Origin of the sequence: Pseudomonas oleovorans subsp. oleovorans, assembly GCF_002197815.1 — a bacterium.
In the GTDB taxonomy this organism is placed as follows: Bacteria; Pseudomonadota; Gammaproteobacteria; order Pseudomonadales; family Pseudomonadaceae; genus Aquipseudomonas; species Aquipseudomonas oleovorans.
The window spans coordinates 1-15693 of sequence record NZ_NIUB01000032.1; the positions used below are offsets into that span (position 1 = coordinate 1).

The window sequence follows — 15693 nt, forward strand, 5'->3', positions numbered from 1 at the left end:
GAACTGGCTGTTCAGCGACACGCCGAAAGGCGCTACCGCCAGCGCGCAGATCTACAGCCTGATCGAAACTGCCAAAGCCAACGGGCAAGAGCCTTACGCCTGGTTGCGCCACATCCTTGAACGCCTGCCGACCGCCAGTAGTGTCGAGGATTACGAAGCGCTGCTGCCGTGGAACTGCTCGCCAGCTTCTGCCTCTGCTTCCTGAAAAAACCCGTCCGCCAGGACGGGGTTTATGGAGCGGTTACATACCTTTCTTAACTCCCCGCCTCTGGAGAACCAATGATAGCGGGCCGATGCTTTCGTCATAGCTCCTAGCCATTTTAAAAAAATAGCTTCGCGATGAATTAAGCAGCAAGCAAGCCTGACTGGTAGTTACTTCACCTGCTTTCCACTGCTTAATTACATTGAAACGCGCAGCAGCCAGCAATAGCGCATCTTCCGTATAGTTATTTATATCCCATACGGTGTCATTATTATCGGGCGTTATCCCTGCATTTAAATCAATTCTTTCGATGTCGCGCATAGAAACCATTAACGCTTCGCCAGATGCGCTAACGATTACCCTGATGTTCTTAGGGCTGAATATTTGCTGAACTTTTGCGAGCTTTCCTTTCGCGACTACGAGTTCTCCAGGAGTTAGCTGGTCGGTCATAGATAATTCCCATAACACTACGCAAACATGATCAAAAAGTAGACTATGAGCGGAGTTTTCGCCAGCGCAGTCTACTTTTTAAACTATTTAACGCCTATGCTATTGATTTATTTATGAAAACCTTGCTCTCTTTTTTCAACAAGCGCCACAGGAGATCCGCTTTCAACGATCCCAGGTCAATCGCTTCTCAGGTCGAATTCCCTACGGCCTTCAGAACAGATGGCCCGCCCTCATCAGGCATCAAAAAATGTATGCCTGATGAAGTAACGATGAGCCAAAGGAGCGATTACAGGTGGTAATCGCCCGCAGCTTCCGGTTGATAAAGCACTTTACTGATCTCGATCCGGAGAGTCCGATCGGAAATCCGCCAGTCGATGGCGTCTCCCTCCTGGTAGCCGAGAATGGCCGCGCCGATATCGGAACACACCGAATATTTGCCGGCGCAGCTGTCGGCGTCTTCGGGATAGACCAAGGCCACTTCGATCTCGTCGTCCAGTTGCAGCAAGGCCTTGGAGTTCATCGTGACGACATTGCGTGCCACTTCCTCTGGCTTGACGACAACGGCACGCTCGAGCTCATGTTCGAGCTCGACAATGGCCGGCCCCTCCTCGAGTGCGATTAGGTTCTCGAGCCTGGCCTTGTCGATTTCAGTGATTTGGATTCCTGTAACGTCGGTACCGGCACTTTCGCGCAGGAGCTGGCGATAACTCCCCGCCGTCATGGAAAACGATTTCAATGTCGGCGTTTCGTTCTCGAGCATAAAACCGCTGCGCACAAAAGCTTTCAGCGAGCGCACGTTGTCCGGGTGGATCTTGGCGATAAGCTTCTCGGCGCGCATGTCGAGAAAGGCCAGTTTCATGCCTTCGCGGATCGTGCGGGCGCCGAGATTTCGGCCCCATTTGTCGCTGTCTCCGATGGCCAGGACGATCTCGCACTCCAGGCCCGTCTTGATCAGACGGACAAAGCCCACCGGCTCGTCATGCCGGTTATAGGCCATAAAGAAACGACCGCCCCGGTTGAACAGATGGGTCAGGATCGGCAACTGCGTCCGATCGATGACTTCCGCGATGGAACGGGAAACATGACGCGAGTCGCTCAGATAGCAGGTGACGCGCTCATCCTGCAACCACTCCATCAGCGTCAGCGCATGTGCCCGAGTAATTTCAGGGCACAGCGAAATGAAAGGCTTGTTCATCTTCACCACACACTTATTTGTAAAGAATGAAAGCCCTTCATGGCTATGGCCATGACGGTTCTTTCGCGACCGGTTACTTTAAGCCATAACGCGAGTAACGCCGAACCGTCTGCGCACTTTTCTCTTCGACAGCCTGCACAACGGGCTGAACCGCCCTCTCCTGCAGTTGCCGCTACAGCTGCGTGCGTAGTATGACTCTTTCGAACTCCACACTGCGGCTGCTGTGCTCCTGCAGCTGCTGACAGAGCAGTGGTGACTCGCGAGGCGTTATTGCCTCTACATAAATGTGGCAGGCTCTGTCACGAGTCGTTCAGGCTTTTTTCATCAGCCGTTGACCACGCTGCCGCCGTTGACATGCAGCATCTGCCCGGTGACATAAGAGGCATCGTTGCTGGCCAGATAAACGAATGCCGGGGCAACCTCTGCAGGTTGTCCGGGGCGCCCCAGCGGCGTGTCGGCGCCGAACTCGGAGACCTTCTCGGCACTGAAGGTGGACGGGATCAGCGGCGTCCAGATCGGCCCGGGTGCAACGCCATTGACGCGAATGCCACGTGGCGCCAGGTTGATCGACAGCGAGCGGGTGAACGAGGTGATCGCGCCCTTGGTCGAGGAATAGTCGAGCAGCATCGGGTTGCCCTTGTAGGCCGTCACCGAACTGGTATTGATGATGCTCGAGCCCGGCTGCAGATGCTCCAGCGCGACCTTGGTCAGGTGGAACATGGCGAAGATGTTGGTGCGGAAGGTCTGCTCCCACTGCGCCTCGTCGAGCGCTTCGAGATTGTGCTCGGGATGCTGTTCGCCGGCGTTGTTGATGAGGATATCCAGGCGCCCCCACTTGGCGATCACGGCGTCGACCACGCACTGGCAGAAGCCGCCGTCGCCCACGTCACCGGCCAGGGCGATGGCTTCGCCGCCGTGGTACGTTACCTCGTCGAGGGTTTTCTGCGCGTCTTCATCCTCGTTCAGGTAAACCAATGCAACCTTGGCGCCTTCCAGGGCGTAGTGCACGGCAACGGCGCGGCCGATACTGCTGTCGCCGCCGGTGATGATCGCCACCTTGCCGGTCAGCTTGCCGGCAGCGCGGTAATCATCGGCAAGGTAGATCGGCTCAGGGTGCATGGCGTGTTCGACACCAGGTTGCCGCTGCTGATGCTGAGGCGGCAGGGTCTTGTCGTTCATCCTTCGCTCCTCCTTTCGCTGGTGTTCAGACGGCCTTCAGCTGCGGGCTCGCAGTCATCACCGGATGAGTCTTGTGGCGATTCTCGAAGCAGAAGTTGGTGGCCTGCACGTAGCCTTCGGCCGAACCGCAATCGAAGCGGCGACCCTTGAACTTGTAGGCCAGCACACAGCCCTGCTGGGCCTGCTTCATCAGCGCGTCGGTGATCTGGATCTCGCCGCTCTTGCCCGATTCGGTCTGCTCGATCAGCTCGAAGATATCCGGCGTGAGGATGTAGCGGCCGATGATCGCCAGGTTCGACGGTGCATCTTCGGGGTTGGGTTTTTCCACCATCCGCTCGATGCGGAAGATGTCGTCGCGCAGCGCTTCGCCGGCGATCACGCCGTAGCGCGAAACCTCCTCCATCGGTACTTCCTGAATGGCGACGATGGAACAGCGGAACTGTTCGTAGAGTTTGACCATCTGGGCCAGCACGCCGTCGCCTTCCAGGTTCAGGCACAGGTCATCGGCCAGCACCACGGCGAACGCCTTGTCGCCGATCAACGGGCGACCGGTCAGAATGGCGTGGCCCAGGCCCTTCATCTCCACCTAGCGGGTGTAGGAGAAGGTGCATTGATCGATCAGATGACGAACACCGGCGCCGTTTCGCTGCTGCAATTTTGCGAAGTGCGACACCTCGACCTCAGCACGCGGATGCCGAGGTGCCGCAGCCAGCGACAAGCCGCCCTCTAGGCGAGATAACGGCTCACTTCGATCAGATTGCCGTCCGGGTCGCGAAAATACACTGACTCGATTGGCCCGACGGCGCCGGTGCGTGCCACCGGCCCCTCCTCTACCGTCACGCCCTGCTCGGCAAGATGAGCCATTACGCGCTCCAGCGGCCACAGGGTGATCAGGCACAGATCGATGGCGCCTGGTGTCGGCTTGATCGCCTTGGGTTCGAACTCACGCCCGGCCTGATGCAGATTGAATTTCTGCTGGCCGAATACCAGAGCACTGCGCCCGGCGCCGAAACGCTCGTGGCGCATGCCCAGCACGCGCTGGTAAAAGTCGACGGTGGTATCGATATCCGCCACCGTCAGTACCAGATGGTCCAGTCTCTCGATCATGCTCAATGCCTGTCCAGCAGATGAAAACGCGGCAACCCGAGGTGCCAGTGGATCGCCGCCAGGCGCGCTGCCAGCACTACGAACATTGCCGCTGCGGTATCCAGCCAGTGCGGCGTGCCCAGGGCACGCAGGCCGATAAAGGTCAGAGCGCCGGCGATGCAGGCCGTGGCGTAGATTTCCTTCTGGAAGATCAGCGGAATCTCGTTGCACAGCACGTCGCGAATCACCCCACCAACCACACCGGTCATCACCCCCATGATCACCGCGGTACTGATCGGCGTGCCGTGCTGCAGCGCCAGCTCGGTGCCATACACGGTGAACACGGCCAGGCCGAAGGCGTCGGCGATCAACAGACCTTTCTCGTGAATCGGCCGGGTCATACGCACCCAGGCCACCGTGCCCAGCGCCGCCAGGGAGGCGACCAGGATGTAGGTGTCATCGCGAATCCAGCTGACCGGGTGGTTGTCCAGAATCAGGTCGCGCAGCGTGCCGCCGCCCAGCGCGGTGACGATGGCCATCACCAGCACGCCGAACAGGTCCATGGACTTGCGCCCCGCCATCAGCGCCCCGGTGATGGCAAATACCGCCACGCCGAACAGGTCGGCGACATAGAAAAGCTTTTCCATGCTGTCCTCAGCGGCTGACCGGCGTACGCAGGGTGACGAACTCCTCGGCGGCGCTCGGGTGCACGCCGATGGTCTCATCGAAGATCTGCTTGGTCGCACCGGCTTTCAGCGCAACAGCCAGGCCCTGGACGATCTCGCCGGCCTCCGGGCCGACCATATGGCAGCCGAGCACACGGTCGCTGTCGGCATCGACCACCAGCTTCATCAGCGTGCGTTCCGGGTTCTCGGTCAGCGTCAGCTTCATCGGGCGGAAGCGGCTCTCGAAGATCTTCACCTTGTGCCCGGCTGCGATGGCCTGCTCTTCACTCAGGCCAACGGTGCCGATGTTCGGCAGGCTGAACACGGCGGTGGGGATCATGCTGTAATCCAGCGGCCGGTATTCCTCGGGCTTGAACAATCGGCGCGCCACGGCCATGCCTTCGGCCAGCGCCACGGGCGTGAGCTGTACGCGGCCGATCACGTCGCCAAGGGCGAGAATCGACGGCGTGGAGGTCTGGAACAGGTCATCGACTTCGACATAGCCGCGCTTGTCCAGCTTGACCTCGACGTTTTCCAGGCCGAGGTTGTCCAGCATCGGCCGGCGGCCGGTGGCGTAGAACACGCAATCGGCCTCCAGTACGCGACCATCCTTGAGCGTCGCGGCCAGGCTGCCATCGGCCTGGCGCTCGATGCTGGCGATGTCGGCGTTGAACTGCAGATCCAGGCCCTTCTTGCTCAGCTCGTCGCGCAGGTGCTCGCGCACCGCACCATCGAAGCCACGCAGGAACAGGTCGCCGCGATACAGCAGCGAGGTAGTTGCACCCAGGCCATGGAAGATCGAAGCAAACTCCACGGCGATATAACCGCCGCCCACCACCAGTACGCGCTTGGGCAGTTGCTTGAGGAAGAAGGCTTCGTTGGAGCTGATGGCGTGTTCGCGACCGGGAATATCGGGAATCTGCGGCCAGCCGCCGGTGGCGATCAGGATGCGTTCAGTGCTGTGGCGTTGGCCGTTCACTTCGACGGTATGCGCATCGACGATGCGCGCATGCCCCTCGAATAGACTGACGCCGCTGTTGGTCAACAGATTGCGGTAGATGCCATTGAGGCGTTCGATCTCGCGGTTCTTGTTGGCGATCAATGTCGCCCAGTCGAAATTCGCTTCGCCCAGCGACCAGCCGAAACCCGAGGCCTGCTCGAAGTCCTCGGCGAAATGCGCGCCGTACACCAGCAGTTTTTTCGGTACGCAGCCGACGTTGACGCAGGTGCCGCCCAGGTAGCGGCTCTCGGCGACCGCAACGCGCGCACCGAAACCTGCGGCGAAGCGCGCCGCACGCACGCCGCCGGAACCGGCGCCGATAACGAACAGGTCGAAGTCGTAACTCATGAGGTATCTCCTTGGCAGACGAGGAGCATACCGTAAAGGCCCGCGCTAAGCTGTTAGGCAGAGGAGAACACCATGCGCCCTACCCTGACTCACCTGGCCCTGCACGTCCCCGATCTCGACGCCTGCATTGCCTTCTATCAGCGTTTCTGTGGCATGCAGGTGATCCACGAGCGCCCCGGCAAGGGCACACGCATCGTCTGGATGGCCGAGCCCGGCAAGGAGCACCAGTTCATCTTCGTGATCATGCCCGGCGGCCAAGACAGGAACCTGGCCGCCAATGACTACAGCCACTTCGGCTTCGCCCTGGGCAGCCGCGCAGAGGTCGATCGCATCGCCGCCATGGCCGAACAAGCGGGCTGCCTGATCTGGCCACCGCGCGACGAGCCCTACCCGGTCGGCTACTACTGCGGCCTACGCGACCCAGCCGGTAACTACGTCGAGTTCAGCTACGGCCAGCCGCTCGGGCCTGGCTCCGAGGAAATGCCCATCCCCTGAAATGCAAAACGCCACCCAAGGGTGGCGTCAGTTTGAGCATCAATGCACCGAGTCTGTAGGAGCGGCGCCCCGCCGCGAACCGGAACGACGAGGCATCGCAAAGCTTCGCCCCGGGGCGGAGCTCCTACGAAAGGCTGCTCTGATAAGCAGGCGTATCAGAACGCCTTGCCGGTCTTGTACAGGTTCTCGAAGCAGAAATTGGTCGCGTCGATGTAACCCTCGGCGCTACCGCAGTCGAAACGCTGGCCCTTGAACTTGTATGCCATCACACAGCCCTGCTGGGCCTGGCGCATCAGCGCATCAGTGATCTGGATTTCGCCACCCTTGCCCGGCGGCGTGCTGCGAATCAGATCGAAGATGTCCGGGGTGAGGATGTAGCGGCCGATGATCGCCAGGTTCGACGGCGCGTCCTCGGGCTTGGGCTTCTCCACCATGTTGCTGACACGGTAGATGTCATCGCGGATCATCTCACCGGCGATCACGCCATACTTGGACGTCTCGTCCTTCGGCACTTCCTGAATCGCCACGATGGAGCAGCGGAACTGGTTGTACAGCTTGACCATCTGCGCCAGCACGCTATCGCCTTCCAGGTTCAGGCACAGGTCGTCAGCCAGTACCACAGCGAACGGCTCGTCACCGATCAGCGGCTGACCGCAGAGGATGGCGTGGCCCAGGCCTTTCATTTCGACCTGACGGGTGTAGGAGAAGCTGCACTCGTCGATCAGACGACGGATGCCAACCAGGTACTTCTCCTTGTCGGTGCCCTTGATCTGGTGTTCGAGCTCGTAGCTCACATCGAAGTGGTCTTCCAGCGCGCGCTTGCCGCGCCCGGTGACGATGGAAATCTGGTTGAGGCCAGCCTCGAGTGCCTCTTCAACCCCATATTGAATCAGTGGCTTGTTCACCACCGGCAACATTTCCTTGGGCATTGCCTTGGTAGCAGGCAGGAAGCGCGTGCCGTAACCGGCAGCGGGGAACAGGCATTTCTTGATCATGGGACTCCCTAGTGGGGATGGTTGGAATGCGCGCTCAGTCTATCAAGCCGCGCTAGCCTTACAACTGCCGCTTGCAGGTCGACCGATGCCGCGATAAAGAAAACCCAGCTCCGCCAGCTGATCGGCGTCATAGATGTTGCGCCCGTCGAACAGCACCGGCATGCGCATCGCACCGCGAATGCGCGGGAAGTCCGGCTGACGGAACTGCTTCCACTCCGTCACCAGCACCAGCGCATCGGCACCCTGGGCGACGGCATAGGGAGATTCGCTCAGCACCAGTTGCCCCGCCTCGACGGCCGCCGCATAGCGTGCAGCAACAGCTGCCGTGGCAGCAGGGTCGCAGGCCTGCACCTTGGCGCCAGCGGTCAGCAGTGCGTCGAGCAACACCAGGCTGGGCGCTTCACGCAGATCGTCAGTACCGGGCTTGAAGGCCAGACCCCAGAGCGCGACGACCCGCCCCTGCAAGTGGCCATTGAAATGCTCGCGCAAAGCCTGGAACAGCAGCGTCTTCTGCAGTGCATTGCGTGCCTCGACCGCACGCAGGATGCCCGGCTCGATGCCCTCGTGCTCCGCCGTGCGGATCAGCGCTTTCACATCCTTGGGAAAGCACGAACCGCCGTAGCCACAGCCGGCATAGATGAAGTGCGTGCCGATGCGCCGGTCGCTACCGATGCCGCGACGTACCTCCTCGATATCCACACCAAGGCGCGCGCAGATGCCCGCCATCTCGTTGATAAAGGAAATCTTGGTCGCCAGAAAGGCATTAGCCGCGTACTTGCTGAACTCGGCGGCGCGCACGCCCATGCACAACAGGCGGTCGTGATTACGCAGGAACGGCGCATACAGCCGGCGCAGCAACTCACGCCCACGCTCGTCGTCACAGCCGACGATCACCCGATCAGGGCGCATGAAATCCTCGACTGCAGAACCTTCCTTGAGAAACTCCGGATTGCTCGCCACGGTCACCCGCGCCCGCTGCTGCCGACGCGTCAGGCCGGCGTTGATACGCTGCGCCACCCGCTCAGCGGTGCCTACCGGTACCGTGGATTTGTCCACCACCAGGCACGCATGATCGAGCCGTTCACCCAGCTCGTCGGCAACCGCCAGCACATGGCTCAGATCGGCCGAACCGTCCTCGCCACTGGGCGTACCCACCGCAATGAAAATCACCTCGGCGCGGCGGATGCCGGCCTTCAGCTGCGAAGTGAAACTGAGCTGCCCTGCGGCCAGCTGCGCCTTGAGCATCGTGTCCAGGCCAGGTTCATAGATCGGCACCTCACCTCGCGCAAGCATCGCGACGCGCTGCGGATCTCGCTCGACGCAGACCACCTGATTGCCCATTTCGGCAAAACAGGTGGCCGTCACCAAACCTACGTATCCCGCTCCAATCACGCATATCTGCATCGCAGCATCCTCCTGGCCGATGCGGCGATTGCAACCAATCGCGGTGGCAGCGATATGACGGAACGGCGAAGGAATGATGACAGGCGTATAGCTGCACTCATCCAACCACCAAGGATGTGGAGTCCTTCGCATGACCGATCTGGCCCAACACCTCAAGGCCACCTTCCTTTCGTTGCTTCCTGCAGATGGAGCCACAAAAGGCAATGGGGCTCTTCGCCGTGAGATAGAAGAGCAGCTTTCCAAGGACGGGCTGTCGATCACTGAGGAGCAATACTGGCAGGTTCACGCAGAGCTGATCGCCAGCGGTGTGGTTGCAACAGGCAAAGGTCGTGGTGGATCGGTACGTCTTGTGGATGCACAGCCGGACTCCTTCGGGCTGGCTACTCAGGTCGTCGAAGCCGAGGAAATCGAACTGTTCTTCTTGCCGGCCTACGCCCCGGAGTTGAACCCTGACGAGTATCTGAATTGTGATTTGAAACATCAGGTTCGTACGGGCTTGCCGGCGCGTAATCAGGACGAACTGGAAAGGCGTGTTCGCTCGGTCATGAGACGATTGCAATTACACCCTGAAAGAATCCGTTCTTATTTCCGGCATCCACGTATCGCCTACGCAGCATGACTTGGTGTATTTGATTGCCGGGTTAATAAGAATGACCATTGCCTTCTGACTGGGCCTGCATCTTGGCTCGCTCATCCATGCGCTGGACAATTTCTTCTTCGACTGCCTTCTGCTGCTCAGGTGGCAGCGCCTCGATCTCCTCTTCGGTCATGCCTATTTCCTTGAGGATATTGTCGCGCATCTTCTCGGCCGGTCATCGCCATATAGGCCTTGAAGGCCTCCAGCGCGGCGTTACCGCCCTCGTCGCCCAGTGGCTTTTCAACGCGCCCTGAACTGACTGATGTCTCGACCTTGCCATCCGACGCGTTCTGCAGGGCGACGCGCAAACGAGCAAAGCCCTCCTCCGTAGCCTGCCTGGCGCGGAACTCGCGTTCAGACTCGGCGTTCGCCGTGCGTGTGGTCTTCTCGACATTGCGCGCCAACTGGGACAGCTCGCCCTGCTCTTCACTCTGTTTGTTGCGAAATCCCGTCAGGGATATGCCACCGTAACTGCCAATACCTCCAATCGTGCTCATGCCGTGCTCCTTGACTGAGCTGCAATTGCCAGGCGCACTGACTCAAAGCGCATGCCAATTCATGAGGCGCGCTTAACTAATTGAAAGTATTGAATTTTATAATCAACCAGAAAGAAAGCAAGGCAACCCCTTGCCGTCAAGAGGCAAGGGGTTGCAGGGGCGGGCTCAGTGCTGCCCGCTCATTTGTCGAAAGGCATAGAGCAGTGCCTGGCTGAGATCGACCGAGGAGAACTTGGTCAGTACCGCATTGGCACCGACCGAACGCGCCTTCTCGGTATTCATGGTGCTGTCCAGCGAGGTGTGTAGCAGCACGTAGGTGTCGGCAATATCGGGGCTGCGACGAATTTCCTGAACCAGGCTGTAGCCGTCCATCTCCGGCATCTCGATGTCCGAGACCAGCAGCTCGAATGGCATGCCGGCCTGATGGTATTCATGCAGTTGCTGCAGGGCAGCCTGGGCGCTGCGCACTGCGGTGCAGTCGAGCCCCAGTTGGCGCAGCACGTTAAGGGTCTGTTGCAGCGCAACTTGCGAGTCGTCGACCAACAGCACGCGGCGGCCTTGTAACAAGCGCGCGTCCTGGCCATCGAGCAGTTGCCCAACTGGCGCCTCTTCCAGTGCTGGGGCGATATCGTGCAGCACCTTCTCGATATCGAGAATCTGCACGATGGCGCCATCGATCTGAGTCACGCCAGTGATGAAGGCCCGGTTACCGGCCCCGGCAGGTGGCGGACGCACGTCGCGGGTGGAGCACTGCACGATGCGTTCGACACTTTTCACATGCAGGCCCTGACGCGAGCGACTCAGCTCGGTAACGATCAGGCAGCCGTCGTCTTCGTCAGCCGCACCGCGCTCGCCGATGGCGCGCCGCGCGGCTGATAACGCCTGCGCGACCTGAGGAACCCCCATGAATTTCTCGCAATTCTTCATCCAGCGGCCGATCTTCGCCGCGGTGCTGTCGCTGCTGATCCTGATCGGCGGCGCCATCTCGCTGTTCCAACTGCCGATCAGTGAATACCCGGAAGTGGTGCCGCCCACCGTCGTGGTACGTGCCGATTTCCCCGGCGCCAACCCCAAGGTGATCGGCGAAACCGTTGCCTCGCCACTGGAACAGGCCATCGTCGGCGTCGAGGGCATGCTCTACATGTCGTCGCAGTCGACCATCGATGGCCGCCTGACGCTGACCGTGACCTTCGCCCTCGGTACCGACCTGGACAACGCCCATGTGCAGGTGCAGAACCGCGTCACCCGCACCATGCCGACCCTGCCCACCGAAGTGCAGCGTCTCGGCGTGACCGTGGACAAGGCCTCCCCGGACCTGACCATGGTGGTGCACCTGACCTCGCCGGATCAGCGCTACGACATGCTTTACCTGTCCAACTACGCCGCGCTCAACGTCAGGGACGAACTGGCGCGCCTGGACGGCGTCGGCGATGTGCAACTGTTCGGTATGGGCAACTACTCGCTGCGCGTCTGGCTCGACCCGAACAAGGTGGCCTCACGCGGGCTCACCGCCACCGACGTGGTCACCGCCATCCGCGAACAGAACCGCCAGGTCGCCGCCGGTGCCCTCGGCGCGCCGCCTTCCGATGCCGGCAACAGTTTCCAGCTGTCGATCAACGCTCAGGGCCGCCTGGTCTCCGAGGAAGAGTTCGAGAACATCGTCATCCGCGTCGGCGACAACGGCGAGATCACCCGTCTGCGCGACATCGCCCGCGTCGAGCTGGGCTCCAACCAGTACGCCCTGCGCTCGCTGCTGAACAACCAGCCGGCGGTCGCCATCCCGGTGTTCCAGCGCCCGGGCTCCAATGCCATCGAGATTTCCGACTCGGTGCGCGAGCGCATGGCCGAGTTGAAACAGAGCTTCCCGCAGGGCATGGACTACGAGATCGTCTATGACCCGACCATCTTCGTACGCGGCTCCATCGAGGCTGTGGTGCACACCCTGCTCGAAGCCATCGTGCTGGTGGTGTTGGTGGTGATCCTGTTCCTGCAGACCTGGCGCGCCTCGATCATCCCGCTGGTGGCCGTACCGGTCTCGCTGATCGGCACCTTCGCGGTCATGCACCTGCTCGGTTTCTCGCTCAACGCTCTGTCGCTGTTCGGCCTGGTGCTGGCCATCGGTATCGTGGTGGACGACGCCATCGTCGTGGTGGAGAACGTCGAACGCAACATCGCCCTGGGCAAGTCGCCGCTCGACGCCACGCGTCAGGCCATGAAGGAAGTGACCGGCCCCATCGTCGCCACCGCCCTGGTGCTGTGCGCCGTGTTCATCCCGACCGCGTTCATCTCCGGTCTCACCGGGCAGTTCTACCAGCAGTTCGCGCTGACCATTGCCATCTCCACGGTGATCTCGGCTCTCAACTCGCTGACCCTGTCGCCTGCGCTGTCGGCCATCCTGCTCAAGGATCACCACGCGCCGAAAGACCGCTTCTCGCGCGTGCTCGACAAACTGTTCGGCGGCTGGTTGTTCGGCCCGTTCAACCGCATGTTCGAGCGTGCCAGTAATGGGTATGTCGGCACCGTCCGCCGTGTACTGCGTGGCAGCAGCATCGCCATGCTGATCTACGGTGGCCTGCTGGTGCTCGGTTACCTGGGCTTCGCCAGCACCCCGACCGGTTTCGTGCCGCAACAGGACAAACAGTACCTGGTGGCCTTCGCCCAACTACCGGATGCCGCGACGCTGGATCGCACCGAAGCAGTGATCAAGCGCATGAGCGAAATCGCCGGCAAGCACCCGGGCGTGGAGAACACCGTGTCCTTCCCCGGCCTGTCGATCAACGGTTTCACCAACAGCCCGAACAGCGGCATCGTCTTCACTCCGCTGAAACCGTTCGATGAGCGCACCGATCCGTCGATGGGCGCCAATGCCATCGCCGCCGAGCTCAACGCGCAGTTTGCCGATATTCAGGATGCCTACATCGCCATCTTCCCGCCGCCGCCGGTACAGGGCCTGGGCACCATTGGTGGCTTCCGCCTGCAGATTCAGGATCGTGGCAACCTGGGTTATGACGAGCTGTACGTGCAGACTCAGAACATCCTCAACAAGGCCCGCCAGTTGCCGGAACTGAACCCGATGTCGCTGTTCACCAGCTACCAGGTCAACGTGCCGCAGGTCGATGCCGCCATCGACCGGGAAAAGGCCAAGACCCACGGCGTGGCCATCAGCGACATCTTCGACACCCTGCAGGTGTACCTTGGCTCGCTGTATGCCAACGACTTCAACCGTTTCGGCCGCACCTACCAGGTCAACGTCCAGGCCGACCAGCAGTTCCGCCTGGAGCCGGAACAGATCGGTCAGCTCAAGGTACGCAACAACCGTGGCGAGATGGTGCCGCTGTCGACCTTCGTCAAGGTCGATGACAGCGCAGGTCCTGATCGGGTGATGCACTACAACGGCTTCCTCACCGCCGAGATCAACGGTGCCGCCGCGCCGGGTTACAGCTCGGGCCAGGCCGAAGCGGCCATCGCCAAACTGCTCAACGAGGAACTGCCGATCGGTATGACCTTCGAGTGGACGGATCTGACCTACCAGCAGATCCTCGCCGGCAATACCGCGATCTTCATCTTCCCGCTCTGCGTGCTGCTGGCGTTCCTGGTGCTGGCTGCCCAGTACGAAAGCTGGAGTCTGCCGCTGGCGGTGATCCTGATCGTACCGACCGTTCTGCTCGCCGCTATCACCGGGGTGATCCTGTCCGGCATCGACAACAACATCTTTACCCAGATCGGCTTGATCGTACTGGTGGGCCTGGCGTGCAAGAACGCCATCTTGCTGGTGGAGTTCGCCAAGGACAAACAGGAAGAAGGCATGGATCGCGTCGCCGCCGTGCTGGAAGCCTGCCGCCTGCGTCTGCGCCCGATTCTGATGACTTCGATCGCCTTCATCATGGGTGTGGTGCCGCTGGTGCTGTCCACCGGTGCCGGTGCTGAGATGCGTCATGCCATGGGCGTGGCGGTGTTCTCCGGGATGATCGGCGTGACCTTCTTCGGCCTGCTGCTGACGCCGGTGTTCTATGTCCTGATCCGCGCCTTCGTCGAGAAACGCGAAGCGCGCAAAGCCGCCCGTCTGCAGGAGTCGCATGCATGAAAGCCTTTGCCCCCGCACTCCTGACCCTGGCGCTGTCTGCATGCGCTGTCGGCCCGGACTACCGAGCTCCCACCACAGAACCAGCGCGCATTGCCGCGCTGGAGGCGGCCGACTATGACCGCAGCCGTTTCGAAGCCGCCTGGTGGCAGCAGTTCGACGACCCGACGCTGAACCAGCTGGTACAGCGTTCGCTGCAGGACAACCGCGAATTGCACGTGGTCTTCAACCGCCTGCGTGCAGCGCAGGCGATCCGCGATGACGTGGCCAATGACCGTTTCCCCACCGTCACCAGCCGCGCCAGTGGCGAGTTTGGCAAGGCCCAGCAGCCGCCGACCAGCGAACAACGCATCCGTCAGGAGCGCTACGACCTGGGCCTGGACATGGTCTGGGAAGTGGATCTGTTCGGCCGTATCCAGCATCAACTGGAAGCCAGCGAGGCACGCATCGAGCTGGTCGAAGCGGATTATTACCAGTTACAGGTCAGCCTGATCGCCGAGCTGGTCGATGCCTACGGCACCCTGCGTGGCGCACAGCTGCGCGAAAGCATCGCCCGCGAGAACCTGAAGAACCAGCAGGACTCGCGCGCCATCACCGAGCAGTTGCGCGATGCCGGCGTCGGTAGCGAACTGGACGTGCTGCGCGCCGATGCCCGTCTCGCGGCAACCGAAGCCAGCCTGCCGCAACTGCAGGCGCAGCAGGTGCGTGCACAGAACCGCATTGCCACGCTGCTTGGCCAGCGCCCGGAGCAGTTGCAGATCGATCTGTCGCCCAAACCGCTACCGGTGATTGCCAAGGCGTTACCCATCGGCAACCCGGGCGAACTGTTGCGCCGCCGCCCGGATATCCGGGCGGCCGAACGGCAGCTGGCAGCGGCGACCGCTGAGGTGGGTGTGGCGACGGCAGAGCTGTTCCCGCGGGTCAGCCTCTCCGGCTTTCTCGGCTTTACCGCTGGTCGTGGCTCGCAACTGGGCGCCTCAGCGGCGCGCGCCTGGGGCGTTGCGCCGAGCATCAGCTGGGCGGCCTTCGATCTGGGCAGCGTGCGGGCGCGCCTGCGCGGCGCCGAAGCCGAGGCCGATGGCGCGCTGTCGCAGTACGAACAACAGGTGTTGCTGGCTCTGGAGGAGTCTGCAAACGCCTTCAGCGACTACGCCAAACGCCAGCAGCGCCTGGTTTCCCTGGTGCGCCAGGCCGAAGCCAGCCGTGCGGCAGCCGATCAGGCCGCGATTCGCTATCGCGAAGGCACGGTGGATTTCCTCGTGCTGCTGGACGCCGAACGTGAGCGCCTGGCCGCCGAAGACGCCCAGGCAGTGGCCGAAGTTGAGCTGTACAGCGGCATCGTCGCCATCTACAAGGCGCTCGGTGGTGGCTGGCAACCGCCGGCCTGAACCCTCTCTCCAGGGAGCGGCCCAGCTCCGCCGCCTCCTTTAGCCCTGGTCGCGCCTGGCGTGTCCGGGGC

General features: G+C 61.4%; 14 protein-coding genes and 3 pseudogenes. 5 read left to right on the forward strand and 12 right to left on the reverse strand.

Annotated features, from left to right (window positions below):
• The coding region (locus tag PSOLE_RS17385; protein ID WP_140418993.1) for a transposase domain-containing protein at nucleotides 1-205 on the forward strand (205 nt) is incomplete at its 5' end.
• 36 nt (nucleotides 206-241) lie between these two features.
• On the opposite strand, the gene PSOLE_RS17390 is transcribed toward PSOLE_RS17385, so the two are convergent.
• The 7 genes and pseudogenes from PSOLE_RS17390 to gorA all read right to left on the reverse strand — a co-directional run bounded on the left by PSOLE_RS17390 (nucleotide 242) and on the right by gorA (nucleotide 6125).
• A complete protein-coding gene (locus PSOLE_RS17390; RefSeq protein ID WP_039964592.1) occupies nucleotides 242-652 on the reverse strand; it encodes a hypothetical protein in 411 nt (136 codons plus the stop codon).
• A 286-nt stretch (nucleotides 653-938) separates the two neighbouring features.
• A pseudogene (locus PSOLE_RS17395) lies at nucleotides 939-1900 on the reverse strand (GNAT family N-acetyltransferase).
• Nucleotides 1901-2171: 271 nt separating this feature from the next.
• A pseudogene (locus PSOLE_RS17400) lies at nucleotides 2172-3035 on the reverse strand (SDR family oxidoreductase); the annotation flags it as partial.
• Between the two features lie 16 nt (nucleotides 3036-3051).
• A pseudogene (locus PSOLE_RS17405) lies at nucleotides 3052-3660 on the reverse strand (UTP--glucose-1-phosphate uridylyltransferase); the annotation flags it as partial.
• Nucleotides 3661-3752: 92 nt separating this feature from the next.
• On the reverse strand, nucleotides 3753-4133 hold the full coding sequence (locus tag PSOLE_RS17410; protein ID WP_003460157.1) for a VOC family protein: 381 nt from the start codon (nucleotides 4131-4133) through the stop codon (nucleotides 3753-3755).
• Nucleotides 4134-4135: 2 nt separating this feature from the next.
• Entirely contained in the window at nucleotides 4136-4759 is a 624-nt protein-coding gene (locus PSOLE_RS17415; protein WP_003460159.1) for a trimeric intracellular cation channel family protein, read from the reverse strand.
• A 7-nt stretch (nucleotides 4760-4766) separates the two neighbouring features.
• Complete coding sequence (gene gorA / locus PSOLE_RS17420) at nucleotides 4767-6125, reverse strand: glutathione-disulfide reductase (RefSeq protein ID WP_074858739.1); 1359 nt, start codon at nucleotides 6123-6125, stop codon at nucleotides 4767-4769.
• Nucleotides 6126-6197: 72 nt separating this feature from the next.
• Here gorA and PSOLE_RS17425 point away from each other — a divergent pair, with 72 nt between their 5' ends.
• Nucleotides 6198-6620: a VOC family protein gene (locus tag PSOLE_RS17425; RefSeq protein WP_003460167.1), complete on the forward strand. Its 423-nt coding sequence runs from the start codon at nucleotides 6198-6200 to the stop codon at nucleotides 6618-6620.
• A gap of 155 nt (nucleotides 6621-6775) precedes the next feature.
• Here PSOLE_RS17425 and galU read toward each other — a convergent pair whose 3' ends face one another.
• Nucleotides 6776-7615 carry a UTP--glucose-1-phosphate uridylyltransferase GalU gene (gene galU, locus PSOLE_RS17430; RefSeq protein ID WP_003460169.1) on the reverse strand — a complete coding sequence of 280 codons (840 nt, stop codon included), beginning with the start codon at nucleotides 7613-7615 and terminating at the stop codon, nucleotides 6776-6778.
• Nucleotides 7616-7657: 42 nt separating this feature from the next.
• A complete protein-coding gene (locus PSOLE_RS17435; RefSeq protein ID WP_074858805.1) occupies nucleotides 7658-9019 on the reverse strand; it encodes a UDP-glucose dehydrogenase family protein in 1362 nt (453 codons plus the stop codon).
• Between the two features lie 130 nt (nucleotides 9020-9149).
• Between PSOLE_RS17435 and PSOLE_RS25280 the strand changes: the two genes are divergently transcribed.
• Entirely contained in the window at nucleotides 9150-9638 is a 489-nt protein-coding gene (locus PSOLE_RS25280; protein WP_082065027.1) for a transposase, read from the forward strand.
• Nucleotides 9639-9660: 22 nt separating this feature from the next.
• On the opposite strand, the gene PSOLE_RS24965 is transcribed toward PSOLE_RS25280, so the two are convergent.
• The 3 genes from PSOLE_RS24965 to PSOLE_RS17450 all read right to left on the reverse strand — a co-directional run bounded on the left by PSOLE_RS24965 (nucleotide 9661) and on the right by PSOLE_RS17450 (nucleotide 11059).
• Nucleotides 9661-9789, reverse strand: a complete 129-nt coding sequence (locus PSOLE_RS24965; RefSeq protein ID WP_255311608.1) for a hypothetical protein — start codon at nucleotides 9787-9789, stop codon at nucleotides 9661-9663.
• Complete coding sequence (locus PSOLE_RS17445) at nucleotides 9755-10153, reverse strand: hypothetical protein (protein ID WP_169713327.1); 399 nt, start codon at nucleotides 10151-10153, stop codon at nucleotides 9755-9757. Before PSOLE_RS17445 ends, PSOLE_RS24965 begins: the two co-directional genes overlap by 35 nt.
• A 165-nt stretch (nucleotides 10154-10318) precedes the next feature.
• Complete coding sequence (locus PSOLE_RS17450) at nucleotides 10319-11059, reverse strand: chemotaxis protein CheV (RefSeq protein ID WP_244597269.1); 741 nt, start codon at nucleotides 11057-11059, stop codon at nucleotides 10319-10321.
• On the opposite strand from PSOLE_RS17450, the gene PSOLE_RS17455 reads away from it, so the two are divergent.
• Both PSOLE_RS17455 and PSOLE_RS17460 read left to right on the forward strand, forming a co-directional pair.
• Nucleotides 11058-14237: an efflux RND transporter permease subunit gene (locus PSOLE_RS17455; protein ID WP_074858742.1), complete on the forward strand. Its 3180-nt coding sequence runs from the start codon at nucleotides 11058-11060 to the stop codon at nucleotides 14235-14237. The genes PSOLE_RS17450 and PSOLE_RS17455 overlap by 2 nt on opposite strands.
• On the forward strand, nucleotides 14234-15622 hold the full coding sequence (locus PSOLE_RS17460; RefSeq protein ID WP_074858745.1) for an efflux transporter outer membrane subunit: 1389 nt from the start codon (nucleotides 14234-14236) through the stop codon (nucleotides 15620-15622). The genes PSOLE_RS17455 and PSOLE_RS17460 overlap by 4 nt, the downstream gene beginning before the upstream one ends.
• Nucleotides 15623-15693 lie beyond the last annotated feature (71 nt).